The 20,525-nt window shown below is 31.8% G+C and carries 22 protein-coding genes; 16 read left to right on the top strand and 6 right to left on the bottom strand.

Features of this window, described 5'->3' with window-relative positions:
• Positions 1-32: 32 nt before the first annotated feature.
• Entirely contained in the window at positions 33-812 is a 780-nt protein-coding gene (locus tag J2Y38_RS14045; RefSeq protein WP_180860657.1) for a hypothetical protein, read from the bottom strand.
• Positions 813-1,205: 393 nt separating this feature from the next.
• On the opposite strand from J2Y38_RS14045, the gene recF reads away from it, so the two are divergent.
• From recF to J2Y38_RS13980, 13 genes are all read left to right on the top strand, one after another.
• On the top strand, positions 1,206-2,285 hold the full coding sequence (recF, locus tag J2Y38_RS14040; RefSeq protein WP_073486886.1) for a DNA replication/repair protein RecF: 1,080 nt from the start codon (positions 1,206-1,208) through the stop codon (positions 2,283-2,285).
• A 113-nt stretch (positions 2,286-2,398) separates the two neighbouring features.
• On the top strand, positions 2,399-3,079 hold the full coding sequence (locus J2Y38_RS14035) for a DUF2461 domain-containing protein (RefSeq protein WP_309843596.1): 681 nt from the start codon (positions 2,399-2,401) through the stop codon (positions 3,077-3,079).
• 86 nt (positions 3,080-3,165) lie between these two features.
• The gene (locus J2Y38_RS14030) at positions 3,166-4,218 is read left to right on the top strand and encodes a glycosyltransferase family 4 protein (protein ID WP_309843594.1); all 1,053 of its coding nucleotides are present in this window, start codon (positions 3,166-3,168) and stop codon (positions 4,216-4,218) included.
• 6 nt (positions 4,219-4,224) lie between these two features.
• Complete coding sequence (locus J2Y38_RS14025; protein ID WP_309843592.1) at positions 4,225-4,767, top strand: hypothetical protein; 543 nt, start codon at positions 4,225-4,227, stop codon at positions 4,765-4,767.
• 98 nt (positions 4,768-4,865) lie between these two features.
• Positions 4,866-5,969, top strand: coding sequence for a histidinol-phosphate transaminase (locus J2Y38_RS14020; RefSeq protein WP_309843590.1), 1,104 nt, complete (start codon positions 4,866-4,868; stop codon positions 5,967-5,969).
• 90 nt (positions 5,970-6,059) lie between these two features.
• Positions 6,060-7,073: a UDP-N-acetylmuramate dehydrogenase gene (gene murB, locus J2Y38_RS14015; RefSeq protein ID WP_309843587.1), complete on the top strand. Its 1,014-nt coding sequence runs from the start codon at positions 6,060-6,062 to the stop codon at positions 7,071-7,073.
• A gap of 38 nt (positions 7,074-7,111) precedes the next feature.
• Positions 7,112-7,612: a hypothetical protein gene (locus J2Y38_RS14010; RefSeq protein ID WP_309843584.1), complete on the top strand. Its 501-nt coding sequence runs from the start codon at positions 7,112-7,114 to the stop codon at positions 7,610-7,612.
• A 169-nt stretch (positions 7,613-7,781) separates the two neighbouring features.
• Positions 7,782-8,396 carry an FMN-binding negative transcriptional regulator gene (locus J2Y38_RS14005; protein WP_309843582.1) on the top strand — a complete coding sequence of 205 codons (615 nt, stop codon included), beginning with the start codon at positions 7,782-7,784 and terminating at the stop codon, positions 8,394-8,396.
• Positions 8,397-8,480: 84 nt separating this feature from the next.
• Positions 8,481-9,587, top strand: coding sequence for a glycosyltransferase (locus J2Y38_RS14000; RefSeq protein ID WP_309843580.1), 1,107 nt, complete (start codon positions 8,481-8,483; stop codon positions 9,585-9,587).
• Complete coding sequence (locus J2Y38_RS13995; RefSeq protein WP_309843578.1) at positions 9,578-10,129, top strand: sigma-70 family RNA polymerase sigma factor; 552 nt, start codon at positions 9,578-9,580, stop codon at positions 10,127-10,129. Before J2Y38_RS14000 ends, J2Y38_RS13995 begins: the two co-directional genes overlap by 10 nt.
• Positions 10,130-10,285: 156 nt before the next feature.
• Positions 10,286-11,119, top strand: coding sequence for an energy transducer TonB (locus J2Y38_RS13990; RefSeq protein ID WP_309843576.1), 834 nt, complete (start codon positions 10,286-10,288; stop codon positions 11,117-11,119).
• A 97-nt stretch (positions 11,120-11,216) separates the two neighbouring features.
• On the top strand, positions 11,217-11,954 hold the full coding sequence (locus J2Y38_RS13985) for a DUF4184 family protein (protein ID WP_309843572.1): 738 nt from the start codon (positions 11,217-11,219) through the stop codon (positions 11,952-11,954).
• 68 nt (positions 11,955-12,022) lie between these two features.
• On the top strand, positions 12,023-12,403 hold the full coding sequence (locus J2Y38_RS13980) for a PH domain-containing protein (RefSeq protein ID WP_012022332.1): 381 nt from the start codon (positions 12,023-12,025) through the stop codon (positions 12,401-12,403).
• Positions 12,404-12,456: 53 nt separating this feature from the next.
• Here J2Y38_RS13980 and J2Y38_RS13975 read toward each other — a convergent pair whose 3' ends face one another.
• Complete coding sequence (locus tag J2Y38_RS13975) at positions 12,457-13,314, bottom strand: M48 family metalloprotease (RefSeq protein WP_309843567.1); 858 nt, start codon at positions 13,312-13,314, stop codon at positions 12,457-12,459.
• Positions 13,315-13,510: 196 nt separating this feature from the next.
• Complete coding sequence (locus J2Y38_RS13970) at positions 13,511-14,386, bottom strand: M48 family metalloprotease (RefSeq protein WP_309843565.1); 876 nt, start codon at positions 14,384-14,386, stop codon at positions 13,511-13,513.
• Between the two features lie 296 nt (positions 14,387-14,682).
• Between J2Y38_RS13970 and lipA the strand changes: the two genes are divergently transcribed.
• The 3 genes from lipA to J2Y38_RS13955 all read left to right on the top strand — a co-directional run bounded on the left by lipA (position 14,683) and on the right by J2Y38_RS13955 (position 18,820).
• Positions 14,683-15,549 (top strand): lipoyl synthase, encoded by an 867-nt coding sequence (gene lipA, locus J2Y38_RS13965; RefSeq protein WP_053472411.1) that lies wholly within the window; start codon positions 14,683-14,685, stop codon positions 15,547-15,549.
• Positions 15,550-15,622: 73 nt separating this feature from the next.
• Positions 15,623-16,621 (top strand): type I glyceraldehyde-3-phosphate dehydrogenase, encoded by a 999-nt coding sequence (gene gap / locus J2Y38_RS13960; protein ID WP_309843563.1) that lies wholly within the window; start codon positions 15,623-15,625, stop codon positions 16,619-16,621.
• Positions 16,622-16,648: 27 nt separating this feature from the next.
• Positions 16,649-18,820, top strand: coding sequence for an ATP-binding protein (locus J2Y38_RS13955; protein WP_309843560.1), 2,172 nt, complete (start codon positions 16,649-16,651; stop codon positions 18,818-18,820).
• 1 nt (position 18,821) lies between these two features.
• Here the strand turns inward: J2Y38_RS13955 and lpxK are convergent, their stop codons facing one another.
• The 3 genes from lpxK to J2Y38_RS13940 are packed head-to-tail and all read right to left on the bottom strand — an operon-like array spanning position 18,822 to position 20,354.
• Positions 18,822-19,844: a tetraacyldisaccharide 4'-kinase gene (lpxK, locus tag J2Y38_RS13950; RefSeq protein WP_309843559.1), complete on the bottom strand. Its 1,023-nt coding sequence runs from the start codon at positions 19,842-19,844 to the stop codon at positions 18,822-18,824.
• A gap of 4 nt (positions 19,845-19,848) precedes the next feature.
• A complete protein-coding gene (locus tag J2Y38_RS13945) occupies positions 19,849-20,130 on the bottom strand; it encodes a Txe/YoeB family addiction module toxin (RefSeq protein ID WP_309843557.1) in 282 nt (93 codons plus the stop codon).
• Positions 20,106-20,354, bottom strand: coding sequence for a DUF2683 family protein (locus J2Y38_RS13940; RefSeq protein WP_309843555.1), 249 nt, complete (start codon positions 20,352-20,354; stop codon positions 20,106-20,108). The genes J2Y38_RS13945 and J2Y38_RS13940 overlap by 25 nt, the downstream gene beginning before the upstream one ends.
• Positions 20,355-20,525: the final 171 nt, after the last annotated feature.

Below are 20,525 nucleotides of genomic sequence, written 5' to 3'. Positions count from 1 at the left end.
TAAAATCTAAAATCTGAACTCTAGAAATTTTATTATTGCGCTAATCCAATCAAGGCATCAACAGCACCAGCTTCTGGAGTTGCATCGAAGTTGTCTTTAATATCGTTTAGATATTTTAAAGCGTCTTCTTTTTGACCTAAAGCGATAGCAGTTTTAGCAGCTTTTAACAAGAAACGAGGTGTTGTAAAATCGTTTTTGTTAGCTTCAGCAGCTTTTACATAATAGTCTAAAGCTTCTTTTTGATTGTTTTTTTGAGAGTAAGCGTCTCCAATTGCTCCTTTTGATAAAGCACTTAAGATTAAATCATCTGATTTAAATTCTCCTAAATACTTAATAGCATCATCAAATTTACCTGTATTTAAATATGCCATACCAGCATAGTAATTTGCTAAATTTCCAGCGTCAGTTCCAGAATATTCGTCAGCAATTTTCACAAATCCAAATTTACCTTCAGATCCATTTAATGCTAATTTATATAATGAATCACTTGCAACACCATCAACAGCTTTTTGAAAGTTCTGTTGTGCAACAAACATTTCGTTTGCAGCTTCGTCTTGTTTAGGATTTTCAATAAATTTTTGGTAAGCCAAATAACCAATAGTAGCAACTGCAATACCAGCAACTAAACCAATAATGATTTTTTGATTTTTAGCAACCCAATCCTCAGTTCTTGAAGCAGTTTCGTCTAATTTAGAAAAAACACCAGCTGTTGTGCTGTCTTTTTCGTCAATAATTACCTGTTGTTCTTCATTTACTTCTTTAACTTCCTTCTCTTTTGGTGCTTTATATCCTCTTTTATTGTAAGTAGCCATTTAAAATTAATTTAGTGAACGGCAAAAATAAAATTTTTCTTGAAACTGTGGCATAAAAAATCAAATTTATCACTATTTTAAAACAAATATTTTTAATAACGCTAACTCCTTTCGCATCAGCGCCAAAATAAATCAACTTGAAACGCACCAAAAGTCCTTTATATCGATAATTTTCGATAATTTGCACCCTCAAATTTTTGATGATTTTAAATAACACTTTTCTGAGTTAGAACTTGGTTTTAGCCACAGATTTCACAGATTTTCACAGATTAAAAAGCCTTATCAAAAAATCTTTTTAATCATTTTATCCCGATAGCTATCGGGAGTGACAGAAAAAAAGTCAAAGAGTTAACAGAAAAACATCAAATTTTACCTTTTTAGCGTCTCTTAAAAATGCATTTAAACAAAATATCTTTATTCAATTATAAAAATTTCTCTGAAGCCAGTTTTGATTTCGACATCAAGATCAATTGTTTTGTTGGAAAAAACGGAATTGGAAAAACCAATGTCCTTGATGCCATTTATCATTTGGCTTACGGAAAAAGTTATTTTAATCCGCTGGCGGTTCAAAATATCAAACACGGAGAGGAGTTTTTTGTTATTGATGCCGAATTAGAAAAAAACGACAGAACGGAACAAATTGTCTGCAGTTTAAAAAAAGGCCAAAAGAAGATTTTAAAAAGAAATGGAAAGGCTTACGATAAATTTTCAGATCATATTGGTTTTATTCCGCTGGTAATTATTTCTCCGGCCGACCGCGATTTAATTGTTGAAGGAAGTGAAACACGCCGTAAGTTTATGGACAGTGTTATTTCGCAGTTAGATTCTACTTATCTGCATCAGCTTATTCAATATCAAAAAGTAATTGTACAGCGAAATGCGCTTTTGAAATATTTTGCACTCAATCATACTTTTGACAATGATACCTTATCTATATATAATGAGCAGTTAAATGAATACGGAAAATCGATTTTTGAAAAGAGAAAAGATTTCCTGGAACAATTTATACCTATATTTAATATACATCATCAAGCAATAACCGGTTCTGAAGAAACGGTTCAGCTTGTTTATGAAAGTCATTTGTTCGAAAAAGATTTATTAACGCTTTTACAGGAAAACATCAATAAAGATCGTGCGCTGCATTATACAAGTTCAGGAATTCATAAAGATGATTTATCTTTTGAAATTGACTCGCATCCTATAAAAAAATTCGGATCGCAAGGACAGCAAAAATCTTTTTTGATTGCATTAAAACTGGCTCAGTTTGAATTTTTAAAAAAGCAAAGTGGTGTAAAACCCATTTTACTTTTTGATGATATTTTTGATAAACTGGACGAAACCCGTGTTGCCAAAATTGTCGAAATGGTAAACAGTGAAACTTTTGGACAGCTTTTTATTTCAGATACACACCCGGAAAGAACCGAAGCGATTGTAAAATCTACGCATCAAACTTATAAGATATTTAATTTGTAGTTTTTGATAGTGAAAATTGATATAATTTGTATCAGACTTTATAATTAATTAGAATCAGGAAATCATTAAATTAGCCTGAGAAAATATAACAATAACTGCAATAAAAACTGAATATGCTTACGAAAGAATCATTGCAATTTTTAGACGATTTAAAAAAGAACAACAATAGAGATTGGTTTCAGGACAATAAAAAGCGTTATGAAATCTTCAAAAAAGATTATCATCAGTTAGTGAGTGATTTTCTGGATGTAATGAAACCACTTGATCCTTCACTGGAATTATTGGAGGTTAAAAATTGTACTTTTAGAATTAACCGAGATATTCGTTTTTCTAAAGACAAATCTCCTTATAAAGCACATTTAGGTGTTTGGCTTTCATCTGGCGCAAAAGGTCTAAACCGTTCCGGATATTATGTTCACATTGAAAAAGGTGCTAGTTTTATAGCTGGCGGATTTTATTCGCCTGAAGCGGAGGATTTGAAAAAAGTACGTAAAGAAATTGCCTTTTTTTATGATGATTTAGAAGCAATTGTAGCCGATAAAAACTTTAAGAAAGAATTTGGAAGTTTGGATGTTGATGAAAATAATTCGCTTAAAAATCCGCCGAGAGGTTATGAAAAAGATCATCCGGCAATTGAATTTTTAAAACTAAAAAGTTTCACAGCTTCTCAAAAATATGATATTTCTGAAGTGACTCAAAAAGATTTCGTTTCAAAAATGAGTAAAAAACTGATTGCCTTAAAACCTTTAAACGAATTCATAAACCGTGCTTTAGACACTGATGAAGAATTCTAAATTTTTATTTGCCACGAATTTCACGAATTAGCACGAATTAATTAGTGGAAATTCGTGAAATTCGTGGCGAAAAAAAACTCATTTTAATGAAAAGAAAAATACTTTTTCTTGGGGAATCGTATCGCGCCGATGCCATAACATGGATGAAAGGCCTGAAAGAATTTGGCGATTTTGAAATTATCACCTGGGAACTTCAATCTCCTAGCAATTCAAAACTCAACCGATTCAAACGCATTTTAGAATATTTCTTCGCTCCTGTTTCTATTCGAAAAATAATCAGAAATGAAAAACCCGATATGGTTATTGCCGAAAGAACTACAAGTTATGGATTTCTTGCTGCTTTATCAGGTTCAAAAACTATAGCAATCGCACAACAGGGCCGAACTGATTTATGGCCGGAAGATTCTGTTTTATATCCATTTAAAAAGTTTATTCAGAAATATGCTTTCAAAAAAGCGCATTTAATTCATGCCTGGGGACCTGTTATGACGATTTCCATGAAAGCCATTGGCGTTGACATGAGCAAAGTTTTGGTTCTTCCGAAAGGGATTGATTTATCACTTTTTACACCTTCAACAAACCATTCAAACAAAATTGAAGCGATTGTGACGCGTTCGCTACAGCCGGAATATCGACATGATTCTATTTTAAAAGCATTTGGTATTTTACATCAAAAAGGAATTAATTTTTCGCTGACTATTGTTGGCGACGGAACAAGATTACAATTTTTGAAAGATTTAGCTAAAGAACTTCAAATCGAAAACAAAGTGATTTTTACAGGAAGAATCCCAAATACAGAACTTCCTAAATTATTACAGCAATCGAATATTTATATCAGTATGCCAATTACCGAAGGTGTTTCGGCATCATTATTTGAAGCTATGGCTTGCAATTGTTATCCTGTTGTTTCGGATATTGCAGGAAATCAAAGCTGGATCACCCATCGCCAAAACGGACAATTAATAGAAATTGATAATATTGAAATGCTTGCCAATGAATTAATTTGGTCTTTTGAAAATCCTGAATCCCGAAACGAGGCCATTATTCGAAACAGAAAATTTGTAGAAGAAAATGCTAATTATGATATTAATATGAAGGTTATTGCTAATCGATATCATGAATTGCTTAACTTGAAATAAAAAATCATGTCTCAATACTTCTATAAATCTTCAATAGATTTTATTTCTGATCTGCCTTTTGATTATGTAGAAACTTATTCATTTCAACGTGGAGAACTATATGAAGAAAGTAATTCATCAAACAAAAGTGAATATGAGAAATTAAAACAAAGAAAACTTCAAAAAAATGATCTAAGTGATTTTCAGGAGTTAAAACTTAATGAATTAAAAAACCTTGTTGGTTACACACAATATATACTCAATGATAAAGGAGAATTTCATCCTTCAAGTAAAAAAATCAACTCTTTTAAATCTACAGATCAACAAGTAATTGATTTGAAAAACATTTTAAAAACCAAAATACAAGATATCCCAAATTGGATGTGTGCTCCCATATATCGAGACGCATTAGTTTTTTATAACAAAAATGGCAAAATCGTAGAAACCCTAAATATTTGTCTTAGCTGCCAATACATGGAAACCAAAATGTTTAATTATATAAATGGTGATTTTATTACTTACGATTTATTAAAACATTTTTTTATTGAAGCAGGTCATGTTATAGAATAAAAACATTTTATCTCTCTACAAAAACCACATCGTAACTTTTCTTCAATCTCAACGACATAGTATTATAACGAATTGCGTAATTTAATTCTTAAAGTAATATGAGCAATAGAAGAAACTGGTTAAAACAAGTAGTTTTAGGTACAATAGGATTAGGTTTAACTTCATTTGAAACATTTGCAAATCCTTCGCCAGAAAATTATATTCCTTTAGATGTAGACAAATCTCCTATATTATTACGATCAAATGAAAATCCTTACGGCCCTTCTCCACTCGCTCGCGCTGCCATGCAAAAAAGCATCAATAGCAGTAATCGATACGGCTGGAATCTTTCGGAAGAATTGATTTCTCTTATTGCAAAAAAGAATAATGTTTCTGATCATAATATTTTATTAGGCGCTGGTTCAACAGAAATTTTAGATTTGGTTCTTCAACATACTGCTTTAAAAAAAGGAAATTACATACTTGCCGAAACAACCTTCAACTATTGGACATTTCCTTCTGAAAAATTAGGGATAAAAAAAATTACGATTCCGTTAACTGCAGACAAAAAGCATGATTTACCAGCAATGCTAAAAGCAATTGATTCAGATACAAAAATGATTTATATCTGCAATCCCAATAATCCAACTGGTACAATATGCGATCACGAACAATTGGTTTCTTTTGTAAAAGAAGCATCTAAAAATGCCATTGTTTTTGTAGACGAGGCTTATATCGATTTCACAAAAGAACAATCACTAAGCAGTCTTGTAATTGAAAACAAGAATTTAATTATTACTAAAACCTTTTCAAAAATGCATGGTTTAGCCGGCGCGCGTATCGGTTATGCTATTGCAGCTTCCTCAACTATTGACGAACTCAGTGCTTTAAAATCATCTCCAAATTTATCTGTTAGTGTTGTATCAACAGCTGCTGCCATGGCATCCTTAAATGATGAAAAATTTATTAAGGAAGTTTATTCTTTAAATGAAGAAGTTAAGAAATATACGATTGACCAACTTACGAAGCTTAACTTAACCTGTATTCCGTCTTATTCCAATTTCATCTATTTTTCTCTTGAAAATTATAAAAAGGATTTCTTTAAACAATTAGAAGCCAATAACATTGAGGGAACCAAAATCTATGAAGAAAATGGAAAATGGACCAGAATTACTATTGGAACAATGAAAGAAATGCAGCAATTTATTGAAGCGATAAAGTAAATTTGTATAAAAAGACTTTCTAAGGTCAAAACTCAATTGAAATAAATTATAATCCTTACTTTTGACCTCAGATTAAAAAGCCTTTTACACATGCATATCCAATCCAATTTTTCTTTAAAAAACTACAATACTTTCGGCATTGAAGCCAAGGCCAAAAAATTTGTCGCAGTACATTCTGTTGAAGAACTGAAAACTATTTTAGAAGAAAACAAAAACGAGAAGAAATTTATTCTTGGCGGCGGGAGCAATATGCTTTTAACAAAAGATATTGATGCTTTGGTCATTCATATCGATTTAAAAGGAAAAAAGATCATTAAAGAAGACGATGATTTTGTTTGGGTTGAAAGTCAGGCTGGTGAAACCTGGCATGATTTCGTACTTTGGACAATTGAGAATAATTTTGGCGGATTAGAAAATATGTCTCTAATTCCGGGAAATGTTGGTACAACTCCAGTTCAGAACATTGGTGCTTACGGAACTGAAATCAAAGATACTTTTGTTTCGTGCGAGGCAATCAACATTGAAACGCAGCAAATAAAAACTTTCTCTAATACTGAATGTAATTTCGGTTACCGCGAAAGCATTTTTAAACACGAAGTAAAAGACCAATTTATTATTACTTCGGTAATCTATAAATTGACAAAACGCAATCATAAAATCAATACATCTTACGGAGATATTTTGGCTGAATTGGCTAAGAATAATATCTCTGAACCTACTTTAAAAGATGTAAGCAACGCTGTAATTGCCATCAGGCAAAGTAAATTACCTGATCCTAAAGAATTAGGAAACAGCGGCAGTTTCTTTAAAAACCCCATTTTATTGAAATCTGATTTCGAAAAAATCCATCAAAAATTCCCTGAAATGAAGTTTTACGAAGTTTCTCCAACCGAAGTAAAAGTTCCCGCAGGATGGCTTATTGAACAGGCAGGCTTTAAAGGAAAACGTTTTGGCGATGCCGGAGTTCATAAAAATCAGGCTTTGGTTTTAGTTAATTACGGAAACGCAACCGGCCGGGAAATTTTAGATGTTTCGAAACAAGTCCAGCAAACCGTTTTCGAAATCTTTGGCATTCAAATTGAAGCCGAAGTAAACGTTATCTAAAAAAATTCAGCCTTTACTAGCTTACCAACCAAACCTTAATGAAAGAATTAAATATCAAAGTTATTTTACTCCAAATATTCGGAATGATTTTCCTGATAAATGGTATTCTGCAGCTTAGATTTTACACTGTATCTGAAAAAATAATCTGGGCAGAAACACATTCTCAATATCAGCATTCACAATATTGGAACAAATTATTACCTACAAACGAAGGCATTTTTAACTTTTGGCCTAGTGTATACGTTTGGATATTTTTAGGTTCATTAATCGGTATCTGCATACTTGCTTTTGTAAACTGGAAAAGTAAACTTTCATCACTCAATACAATTATAGTAGCAATTGTATTATATATTCTTTTAAGGCTTAAGTTTTTTAGAAAAGAAATGATATCCCAATTATTTCGCCCCGTAAGAACTTTTTGCTCTGATGATTTTGGAACACAATGTTTGATCGAAGGAGTAATTTTTACTTTTATCGGAGTTACGATTTTATATCTAAGCGTAATTCAGATTTATTTGAACTCAAAAAAATTGAGCTGAAATTTATTAAAAAATCTTCCTATAAATTAACACATCAAAAACCGAAAAAGTTATAGAAAGTACCATTGAATTATCAGCAAATCTTTATCTTCGTTTTGGAAACTTCAAGAATTCATATTAATACTAAAATGTAGCAGTAACAAAGAAATCTTGAAAACAAATTCATAAAATGTACACACCTGAACTCTATAAAGATGAAGATCCGGAATCAATCAGAACTTTTTTAAAAGAGAATAGTTTTGGAATTCTGATCAACCAGACTAACAGAAAATTATGTGCAACGCATATTCCGATAGAATTGGAAGTTAATGCTGATGGAAAAGAAATTCTACAGGGACATATTTCTAAACTGAATCCGCAAGCTGAAGGTTTTACAGAAAATGATCAGGTTTTGGCTGTGTTTACAGGTCCGCATAGTTATATTTCATCTTCTTGGTACGATCATGAAAATGTTCCAACATGGAATTATATAGCTGTACATGTTTACGGAAGAATCAAGATTGTAGATTACAGCACATCTGTAGAACAGCTGAAAAAGCTTGTTGACAAATACGAAGCAAATTCCGAAAATCCTGTTCGTGTTGAAAATTTATCTGAAAAAACCATGCGTGAAGCCAGAGGGATCTTTGGTTTTGAAATCGAAATTGATGAAATTCAGGCTACCAAAAAATTATCTCAAAACCGCGATGATCACAATTATAAAAACATAATTTCGGAATTAGAAAAAACAGAAAACCCTCAGTCTATTGCTATTGCAAAAGAAATGTCAAAGTGCCGAAAGTAAATTGATATTAAACATTGAAAATTAGGAATTCATAACTACCTTTGTTCTCGCAAAATTTGGAACATTAACAGACATTAAAACCATATGCTTATAATTTTACTTTACTTTTTTAGTGCCATTGTTTTTATTCAGCTTTTCTACTATTTAGGAATTTTTGGAAAATTTGCTTTTGCTAAACCTCAAGAAGTTACGCCAAAGAATATCCCGGTTTCTGTTATTGTCTGTGCAAAAAATGAAGAAGAAAACGTAAAGAAATTTATCCCTTTATTAGCAGAGCAAAATTATCCTGATTTTGAAATTGTATTAATTGACGATGCATCAAGCGATGAAACGCTTGAGGTTTTTGAAGAATTTGAGCAAAAATATTCGAACATTCGCTTGGTTAAAGTTGAAAACAACGAGGCTTTTTGGGGAAATAAAAAATACGCTTTAACCTTAGGAATCAAAGCCGCAAAAAAAGAATACCTTTTATTTACAGATGCAGATTGTTATCCAACTTCAAAAGACTGGATTACATCAATGACCTCACAATTTGATACAGAAAAAACTATTGTTTTAGGTTACGGAGGTTATGAAAAAATAGAAAATTCTTTATTAAATAAAATTATTCGTTTTGAAACTATATTAACTGCGGTTCAATATTTTTCATGGGCAAAAGCCGGACTTCCATATATGGGAGTTGGACGAAATTTAGCTTATAAAAAAGATGAGTTTTTTAATGTAAATGGTTTTATTGATCATATTCAGGTTCGTTCCGGCGATGACGATTTGTTTATCAATCAGGCTGCAAACAAATTGAATACTACAATATCGTATACACCTGAAAGTTTTACTTATTCAAAACCAAAAGAGTCTTTTAAAGACTGGTTTACACAAAAAAGAAGACACGTTTCTACGGCTGAGCATTATAAGTTTTTTGATAAATTTCAATTGGGACTTTTCTTTTTCTCACAATTATTCTTCTTTTTATCAGTTATAATTCTGCTGGCGTTTCAATTTCAATGGATTGCTGTTGTAGCAATTTTAGCAACTCGTTATACTGTAGTTTGGACTGTTATTGGTTTTTCTGCAGGAAAACTTAAAGAAAATGATATTAAAATTTGGTTTCCAGTATTAGAAATTGTGCTTATTGTAACGCAAATTAATATCTTTATAACTAATATTTTTTCAAAACCTGTATATTGGAAATAAATTCTAAAATAGAAAAAGCAAAAAAAGGTGACCAGGTCGCCTTTACTTTTTTATTAGATTATTTCTGGAATGAAGTTTATGCCTTTATGCTTAAACGTACAGAAAATGAAACCACTGCAGAAGATATTACTATTGAAACTTTCTCAAAAGCTTTTGATAAAATAGGATCTTATAATCCCGAATTTCAGTTTAACACTTGGTTAATTGCCATTGCAAAAAACGTTTATATTGATTTATTACGTAAAAAGAAAACGAATCTTTTTATAGAAATCACTGATACTGAAGACCAACAGGCATACAATATTGCCGACACTACTCCATCTGCAGAAGATGCATTAATTAAAGAGCAAAACCTCTCCCGTTTACTTTTATGCATCAAAGAATTAAAGCCCCATTATCAGGAAGTAATTCAGCTTCGCTACTTTCAGGAAATGTCCTATCAGGAAATTGCTGACAAAATTAATGAGCCTCTAAGCAACGTAAAGGTAAAATTACTTCGTGCTAAAAAATTATTGGCAGAAATTATCGAACGTAATAGATAATTTATTATCTTTAAGAAAAGAATAAGATATAATCATATTTTTTCTTAAAAAAATAATTTATTCACACACTAAAACAACAACTCCTACGTTGTTTGCTTAAACCCAATTCACTATCGCGTATGATTTAAAGTTACTTAACCTTAAAATCCAAAAATCATGACTAAATTAAGCATCTATGAAAACAAGTGGATCGATCTTGTTTTCGAAAACAAAAACAAAGAATACGGAGCGTACCAATTACGCCAGGAAAATTCTAAAACAACAGTTACGGCTTTATTTATGGCCTTGTTGTTACTAACTGCCATAGGAAGTGTATCAATGTTGCTTAATAAATTTAGAACAATTGACCCTGTTGAAGACCCTGTTCCTTTTGTGCCTACTCATTTAACGGATATTGATCCGATAGTGGTTCCAAAAACAAAGGATCCTGTTGCCCCACCAATGAAATCAACACCACCGGCAGCAACAGCGCCAGTAACGTCAAGTCAATTAACAAATCCGGTTATAGTACCTACAGATCAGGCAACGCAAACTATCGCTGCTAACGTGGACAACACTCCTCATGTAGACAATGCAATAGGAACAGATGGACCTGGTACAAATGTATTACCTGGAAATACTGGCGGAGAAATAGGAGATCCACCGCTAGTTGATAATGGAACTAATATTATAACTACGAAAGATCTTGACAAATTACCAGAGTTCCCTGGAGGGATTAAAAAGTTTTACACTTATGTTGGAAATAACTTTACAAAACCAGAATTGGATGCAGAAAAAATATTACGTGTGTATGTTTCATTTGTAATCGAAAAAGATGGTACAATGACGGACATTGTAGTTAAAAACGATCCAGGATTTGGAATGGGAAAAGAAGCTGTTAGAGTTTTAAAATCATTAAAAACAAAATGGGCTCCGGGTATATTAGCTGGAAAACCGGTTCGTACGGCGTATAATCTTCCAATAACAATACAAACAGGGCAAACTGAATAAAAAATAAAATATAGAAAAAGAAAAAGCAGAATTTATGTTCTGCTTTTTTTATGGTTTTAATTAATGACATATCTTTATCATTAATTTATCAGTTAAAATGCCTTTTACATTTGCTCATCCCGCAATAGTTCTGCCTCTAAATTATTTACCTAAAAAATGGTTTTCATTAACTGGACTTATCATCGGAAGTATGACTCCAGATTTTGAGTACTTTATCAGAATGAGAGTAGAAAGTCATTACAGCCATAGTATTGATGGCATTTTTTGGTTTGATCTGCCGCTTGCAATTCTACTAGCATTTACATTTCACAATATTGTTAAAAATCAACTATTCCATAATTTACCCGAAATAATTCGATCACGAGTTCTTATCTTCTGCCAATTTAATTGGAACGGTTATTTCAAACAACATTGGATTGTTGTAGTACTATCAATTTTAATTGGAACTGCCTCACATCTTTTTTGGGATAGCTTTACACATGAAGATGGCTATTTTGTAAATAATATTGCCTTATTGCATGATTACATTTTTATTTCTCATCTAAAAATTCCAATTTTTAAAGCGGTCCAACACTTAAGTACATTTATTGGCGGATTGATTATTTTATTTGCTTTTTCTAAACTCCCAAAGAATAATATTTCGACAAAACCTTTAAATAAAAACTATTGGATTTGTCTTGTTTTATTTTCGCCAATAATTTTAGTCTTTCGATTTGCGATAGGATTAGACCCAAAACAATATGGACACTTAATAGTTTCTATAATTTCCTCTGTTTTATTTTCTTTAATATTAACTCCTCTTTTTTTAAATCTAAAAGCATTTGTTAAAAACTGACAAAATCAATTACTTTTACATTAAATTCAAAAAAGGAACAATTAATCAACTTTTAAAAATAAAAAGAAATGGGAATATTTTCAGCTCTTATGGGCAATGCCGGTACGGTAAGTCAGGAAGATTTACTTAAAAAATACGGTCAGCTTTTAACGGATAACGAAGAAATTGAAATGGGTTTTAAACTTATTCGTGATACTTTTATCTTCACAAATAAAAGATTAATCCTGGTTGATGTACAAGGATTAACAGGAAGCAAAACTGAATATAAATCTATTGCTTACAAAAGCATTACTCGTTTTAGTGTAGAAACTGCGGGAACATTTGATCTTGATGCAGAATTGAAAATCTGGGTTTCAAGCGAATTAAATCCAAGTATTGTAAAACAATTCAATAAATCTGTAAACGTATACGATGTGCAAAAAGTTTTAGCACATCATGTTTTAGGTTAATTTATAAAAAAAACGGCAGATTTAAATCTGCCGTTTTTACTTTATGTCAAAAACTATTTTTTCTTCTTTGTAGTCGTTTTTTTCGTTGTTGTCTTTTTAGGAACTGTATTGTCGATTTTTTGCTGAACGTATGGTTTGTAAACTCCATCTTTTTCAGCTCTTGCTTTTGCATCATCTGCCCTTTTCTTAGAATCAGGATGTGAACTCATCATTTGATCAATAAATGACGCTTCTGCTCCTTCACTCATTTTAGCTAAAATTCTAAAAGCAGATTCTTCCGCATTCACATTATAACCGTTTTTCTTTAAGAAGTTATAAGAATATAAATCAGCTTCTGTTTCTTGTTTACGACTGTGTTTACTATCGATTAAAGCACTTCCAATTTTCCCTAACTGGCTATCTGTAACTGCAGATATTTTAGTCGATTGTGAAGAAGCCCCATCAATTAAAGCTTCTTTTTGGTAAGCTGCACGCATTGCGTCTCTTGAATCATTATTAGCAACGTGGCCAATTTCGTGACCAATTACAGCTAACAATTCATTATCATCCATAATATCCATTAATCCTGAATACACACGAACACTTCCGTCAGCGGTTGCAAAAGCATTTACTTCTTTTACTTTATATACTTTATAATTTAAAGTAAAACCATCGCCTGCCGTATGTTTTCCAAAAACCCTGTTTAATCGCAAAGTATAACCATCTGTTGGTGCTGCTACTTGATTGGTAGAGTCTAATTTCCTAACCGCTTCTTTAGATAACGCCGCTGCATCTGCATTTGTTAAAGTGAAAGCTGCCACACCTTTTTGAACTGCTCCTATCGCTTTTTCACCAAAATTAATCTGTGCATTCATTTTTGTAAAACCAAATGCTGTAAATATTAGTCCTACTATTATAAATCTTTTTTTCATGTTTTTATAATTACAATTTAACAACAAATGTAAATAACATAATGCTATTTCATTTCACACAAAGTTTATTTTTTTAACAAATTAAAGGTAAGAATTTTAAATGAGCCATTTGACAATATTGTAAGTGTTTATGATATTGCGATCAAAAAAAACCGATAATTCTGCAGAATTACCGGTTTCACTTTTTACACAAAAATTACTTCTTTTTTGTTGTTGTCTTTTTAGCAGGTGTTTTTGCAGGCGCTTTAGCTGCTGTTTTTACAGGTGCAGTATTTACAATTTTCTGCTGTACATAAGCATTATACAAACCATCTTTTGTTGCTCTTTTTTTAGCTTCATCGGCTCTTTTACCAGAATCCGGATGTGAACTCATCATCTTGGTAATAAAAGAAGACTCTGCTCCTTCACTTAAATTTTGCAAAATTCTAAAAGCTGACTCTACCGCATTAACATCATATCCATTTTTTTTCATAAAATCATACGAAAACGTATCAGCCTGGGATTCTTGCTTTCTACTGTGTTTGCTATCGATCATTGCGCTTCCTATTTTCCCTAATTGAGATCCGGTAAGCGTCTCAATTTTTCCTGATTGTGATGAAGCGACATCTAACAAAGCCTCTTTTTTATAAGCTGCTTTAATTGCATCTCTTGTATCATGATTCACTACGTGGCCAATTTCATGTCCAATAACTGCAAGTAATTCATTATCATCCATAATATCCATTAAACCTGCAAATACACGAACACTTCCGTCTGCACAGGCAAAAGCATTAATATCTTTTACTAAATAAACTTTATAATTTAAAGTAACTCCTTCACTCGAAGTGTGTTTTCCAAATAAACGATTTAAACGAATTGAATAACCGTCTGTTGCTGCGGCAACAGGATTATTTGCATCCATTTCAGCAATCGATTCTTTTGCTAAAGCAGCAGCATCTGCATCGCTAAAAGTAAATCCTGAAACACCTTTACCTAAAGCTCCCATAGCTTTATCTGAAAGTATCTGTGCATTCATTTTAGTAAAACCAAAAGCTGCAAATAAAATTCCTAATACAATAAATTTCTTTTTCATGTTTTTCAAACTTAAATTAATAGCAAAAATATTACAGCAAAAACCCTTCATTGTCTAAAAAAGCCAAATTTGCAACAGATTAAGGTTAAAAGTGAAATTTTAAAAATATTAGTCTTACTATCAAAATCTTAAGTAAAAATTAAAAAGATAAGCCTAAAACGTATTTATAGTCAAACTATTAATACTTGAACTTCATAATCTTAAATAACATCACCTAATAGGAAAAGTAAACGAAAAGCAAATTAGCATCATCAAATAAACAACATTCCGTATCTTTGTAGTAAGATTTATGATATATGGAAACAGTCATTGAAAACATACCGCCTGCAAAACCGAAATGGTTAAAGGTAAAATTACCAATTGGACAAAAATATACTGAACTACGTGGTTTAGTTGACAAATACAGCTTAAATACGATCTGCACCTCTGGAAGCTGCCCAAATATGGGAGAATGCTGGGGAGAGGGAACAGCAACTTTCATGATTTTAGGAAATGTCTGCACCCGTTCCTGCGGTTTTTGTGGTGTTAAAACCGGACGCCCGGAAACGGTAGATTGGGACGAACCTGAAAAAGTAGCCCGTTCTATAAAAATCATGAATATTAAACACGCTGTAATTACAAGTGTTGACAGAGATGATTTAAAAGACGGAGGTTCTATTATTTGGATAGAAACTGTAAAAGCAATCCGTAGAATGAACCCAAATACTACTCTTGAAACTTTGATTCCGGACTTTCAGGGAATTGAAAGAAATATTGACAGAATTGTTGAAGCAAATCCTGAAGTAGTTTCTCATAATGTTGAAACCGTTCGTCGTTTAACACGCGAAGTTCGTATTCAGGCAAAATATGATCGCAGTTTAGAAGTTTTACGTTATTTGAAAGAAAAAGGAATAAACAGAACTAAATCTGGAATCATGCTTGGTCTAGGAGAAACTGAAGAAGAAGTTTACCAGACAATGAGAGATTTACGCAATGCAAATGTTGATGTTGTTACTATTGGTCAATATTTACAGCCAAGTAAAAAACATTTACCTGTAAAAGAATTTATCACGCCTGAATTATTTGCCAAATACGAAAAATTTGGTCTTGAATTAGGATTTCGTCATGTTGAAAGCGGGCCTCTTGTTCGTTCTTCATACAAAGCACAAAAACATATTTTATAAAAGGTTTAATTGTTTAATCGTTTAATTGTCAAACCGATTAAACGGTTAAACGATTAAACAAATAAACAAAACATTGAAAACAAGAATTGCTATTAATGGTTTTGGAAGAATTGGAAGAAATTTATTCCGCCTTCTTATAAATCATCCTGAAATTGAAGTTGTTGCAATTAATGATATTGCAGATAATAAAACAATGTCGCATTTAATAAAATACGACAGTATACATGGAGTTCTGCCTTTTGCTGTAAGTTACGATGAAACAGGAATTATTGTAAACGAGAAACATTTTTTATTTTTTCACGAAAAAAGCATTTCTAATCTGGACTGGAAAAGCCATTCTATAGATTTTGTAATTGAATCGACCGGAAAATATAAAACGCATAAAGAATTAAATGCACATATAGAAGCCGGGGCAAAAAAAGTGATACTTTCTGCACCATCAGAAGTTGATACTATTAAAACTGTAGTTCTTGGAGTTAATGAAAATATATTAGACGGAACAGAAAATATCGTTTCAAATGCAAGCTGTACAACAAACAACGCCGCTCCGATGATAAAAATCATTGAAGAATTGTGCGGAATTGAGCAAGCTTACATTACAACGATACATTCTTACACAACAGACCAAAGTCTTCACGACCAGCCGCATAAGGATTTACGCAGGGCCAGAGGCGCAAGTCAGTCGATTGTTCCAACAACTACAGGTGCAGCTAAGGCATTAACAAAAATTTTTCCTAAATTGCATGAGAAAATCGGAGGCTGTGGCATTCGTGTTCCAGTTCCAGATGGTTCATTAACAGACATCACGTTCAATGTTAAGCGTGCTGTTACGATTGAAGAAATTAACATTGCATTTCAAAAAGCCTCAAAAACAAATTTAAAAGGAATATTAGATTACACAGAAGATCCTATCGTTTCTGTTGATATAATTGGCAATACACATTCGTGCTTATTCGATGCACAATTAACTTCTGTCATTGACAAAATGGTAAAAGTTGTGGGTTGGTATGATAATGAAATTGGCTATTCATCAAGATTAATTGATTTGATTTTACTGATAAGAAGAACATAAGAATTCATTGTAAATGCATTGCCATACATGAAGTACTATCTTTTATCTGTTGTTTGTTTTTTTAATTCACTTTTGTATTCTCAAATCAAACAGAATACAGATAGTGTTTCCTATTACAATAAACTGGCCAATAAAAAACTGAATAGCAAAGAGTACAATGAGGCTGTGTTTTACACTAAAAAATCAATTGATTTTTGCGAGACTAATAATATCCCTGAAAATTTAGCCAACCAAACTTTTAAACTTGGTAAGATTTACTACAATCAGCGGAAGTATGACGAAGCATTAAAAAACTTTCACAAAAGTGTTTCTTCCTTTGACAGCGTAAAACCAACTTGTACCAAAATCTTAGCATTACAATATATTGGTGCTGTAAATACTGCAAAAGGCGATTATAAAACCGCAGACGTTTATTATGCAAAAGCCCAAAAACTTCTAAAACAGCTTGGCATTGTTGATAGTTCTGAAATCTTAGACTATCAAAAAGCAATCGCATTTAAAACAAATAAAAATTTTTATCAAGCGACCAAAACCTTCCGCAAAATCATCAAAAAACCAGATAATCCATTGATTTTAGAAACCAAAAGTGATTCTTATTATCAACTGGGATTAATTGAAACACAGCTTAAACGGAATGATTCTGCTATGATTTATTTTGAAAAAGCGCTTGATTATACAGAGAAAACAAATAATCTTTCGCAAAAATCAAAAATAACTTTAGCAATAAGTCAATATTACAAACAAAACAAAAATTTTGATTTAGCTTATTCTTATTTAGATGAACATTATCAATTAGAAAATTATATTCTAAAATTAAAAAATGCGAAAATAGATTTTAACGAATTTCAAAAATTCAAAAAAAATCAAACCCTTAACAACACACTTAAGCGGGAAAGCGAAGAAAAAATTCAGCTTAAAACGTATCGCTATTCTAAATTAGTCAGTATTTTGGCGATTGCCTTAATTTCGATTCTGTCTCTTTTGAGTTTGGCTTTATATAAAAACAATATTATTCGTAATCAGAATAATTTACTTTTAAGAGAAAAAAACAAAGAACTTATTCTGGCAAAAAACAAAGCCGAAAAAGCTTCAAAAGCAAGATCAGAATTTTTATCGACTGTAAGTCATGAACTGCGGACGCCGTTAAATGCAATTAACGGAATCACGCATTTACTTCTTGAAGATAACCCGAAAAAAGCGCAATTAAAATATTTAGAATCACTAAAATTCTCTGGAAATTATCTTACTACTTTTATAAACGAAATTCTTGAAATTAATAAAATCGACTCGACTAAAGTTGAAGTTGAAAATATTAGTTTTAATTTAAAAGAATTGCTTTTTAATATTCAAAGTTCTTTAAAAGAACTGGCAACGGCTAATAAAAATTATTTCAACTTAGAAATAGACGATGCAATTCCAGATAACTTAATTGGTGACCCAACCAAATTATCTCAAATTATATTAAACCTGATTAACAACGCATTAAAATTCACCCAAAACGGAAATGTAAATGTTATTGCTAAATTATTTGGACAGGAAGATGAAAATGCAACTGTTTATTTTGAAATAGTTGATACCGGAATTGGTATTCCCGAAGATAAACTGCAAACCGTTTTTGAAAGTTTTTCTCAAGGTTCTATCGAAGTAAACCGAAAATACGGCGGCACAGGATTAGGTCTTACTATTGTAAAAAAATTAATCGAACTTTTAGGAGGCGAAATCAAACTAAAAAGTGAAGTTGGCAAAGGATCAACTTTTACTTTCAAATTAAATTTTAAAATTAATAACGAACCTTTGGAAGCTGTTACAGAAGAAAAACCATATAACGACAAACAATTAAAACACAAGTCTATTTTACTGATTGAGGACAACAAAATCAATCAAATGATTACGCGTAAAATGCTTGAGAACAAAATGATTACCTGCGAAATTATCGATAATGGCGAAGATGCTGTGGAACTTTTAAAAGTGAAACGTTTTGATATGATTTTAATGGATGTGCATTTGCCTGGAATTAACGGAACTACAGCAACGCAGCATATTAGAGATTTCGACAAAACAACTCCTATTATTGCCTTGACGGCTATTTCGCTTGACGAAAACAGGGATATGCTTTTATCTTTTGGAATGAACGATGTAATTACAAAACCTTTTGTTCCTGACGAATTTTACAGTACAATTGCGAAATTCTTTGATTAACCTAAGGTGCTAAGTTTGTTTTGACATATTCTAAAATCGAAACGTCAAAATTTTGCTGGTGATTGATGAACGTGCTTTTTATGGGCAGATAATACAATTGAGAAACCAGTTTCGAATCTTTTAAACGAACATAATCTTTTTCGGTTGTAATAATCTTTTTTCCGTTTGCTTTATTTTGAATGGAATCTAAATCGGCATCAGAAAAATGATGATGATCCGGGAAAGTCAAACATTCATCATTTTCATTTTTTAAATAGTCAAAAAATGGTTTTGGTTTCGCAATTCCGGCTAAAAGCACTTTTGATTCTGATTTAATTTCATCCACAGAAATCTTTTTATTTTGACCATAAATTACAGTATCATAATCTATAAAAGTAAAGAAGATTTGCTGCGAACAATTTAGCTTTAACTTCAAACGAATCTCTTCTTGTTTTTCTTCTGATAAATTATTTGGGCATTTAGTAACCACAACAATATTTGCTCTGTTAGCTCCGCTTCGGCTTTCTCTTAAATTTCCTGTTGGCAGCATAAAATCATCTGCATATAAATCGCCATAAGAAGTCAGCAGAATATAAAATCCAGCTTTTACTTTTCGGTGCTGATAGGCGTCGTCTAATAAAATTACCTGAGGTTTTTCTTTCTGCGAAAGCAATTGTGTAATTCCGTTTGTACGATTGGCATCAACTGCAACCTGAACATTTGGAAATTTTTGATAAAACTGAAAAGGTTCATCGCCTAGAATTTCAGCATTAGAATTATCATCTGCCAAAACAAAACCTTCCGATTTCCTTTTGTAACCTCTGCTTAAAGTCGCCACTTTATATTTATCAGCTAATAACCGAATCAAATATTCAATTTGAGGTGTTTTTCCAGTTCCGCCCACACTTAAATTTCCAACTGCAATAACCGGAATATCAAAAGAAGTCGATTTTAGAATTCCTTTGTCAAAAAGAAAATTGCGAATGCTTGTAATGAATCCGTATAGAATTGCAAAAGGGAAAAGTATTTTTCGAAGTAAGTTCATAGAATTATTTATCTGAATAATGACCCATTGCAGAAATTACAAATACAGTTACAACTTCGTCATCTACACGATAAATTAATCGATCTTTTTGATTAATTCGTCTTGACCATAATCCTGAATATTCATATTTTAATGGTTCAGGATTCCCAAAACCTTCATATGGGTTCTCTGTAAGATCAATTAAAATTTTAGTAATGTTTTTAATAGAAATTTTATTTCCTGATTTTTTATGTTTTTCAATATCCTGATTTGCCACCTTAGTTACTTCAACCCTAAACTTCCCCATATATCATCTGGATTTAGCCTTGTTGTTTCGCCATTTTTAATATTTTCTTCTGCTTTTTTAACTTTCTCAGCAAATTCAGAAGAATAAATGCTTCGCTCCTCATTCACCTGTCCATAATCAGTTTCAACAATTTCAATGCCTTCAACACCTTTAAAAAAAGTTTCGAACATAGCCATGAATGCTTTTCCTGTCTTAGTATGTTCGTTAATTTTTATTGTAGTCATGACTTTTTATTTAGAGACACAAATATACAAAAAGTAAATCATTCGTTTATCGAATGTAAATCAAGTCGTGGAATAACCTAAAGCATCTTCTATTCAAGTATAATTTTATTAAAGTAGTTTTTTTCGTTAATTTGTTTTAGGTTTCAGTTGTCAAAAAACTTGAAACCTAAA

The sequence above is a fragment of the Flavobacterium sp. 2755 genome (assembly GCF_031455715.1).
GTDB lineage: Bacteria > Bacteroidota > Bacteroidia > Flavobacteriales > Flavobacteriaceae > Flavobacterium.
This window is presented reverse-complemented; position numbering and strand designations above follow the sequence as displayed.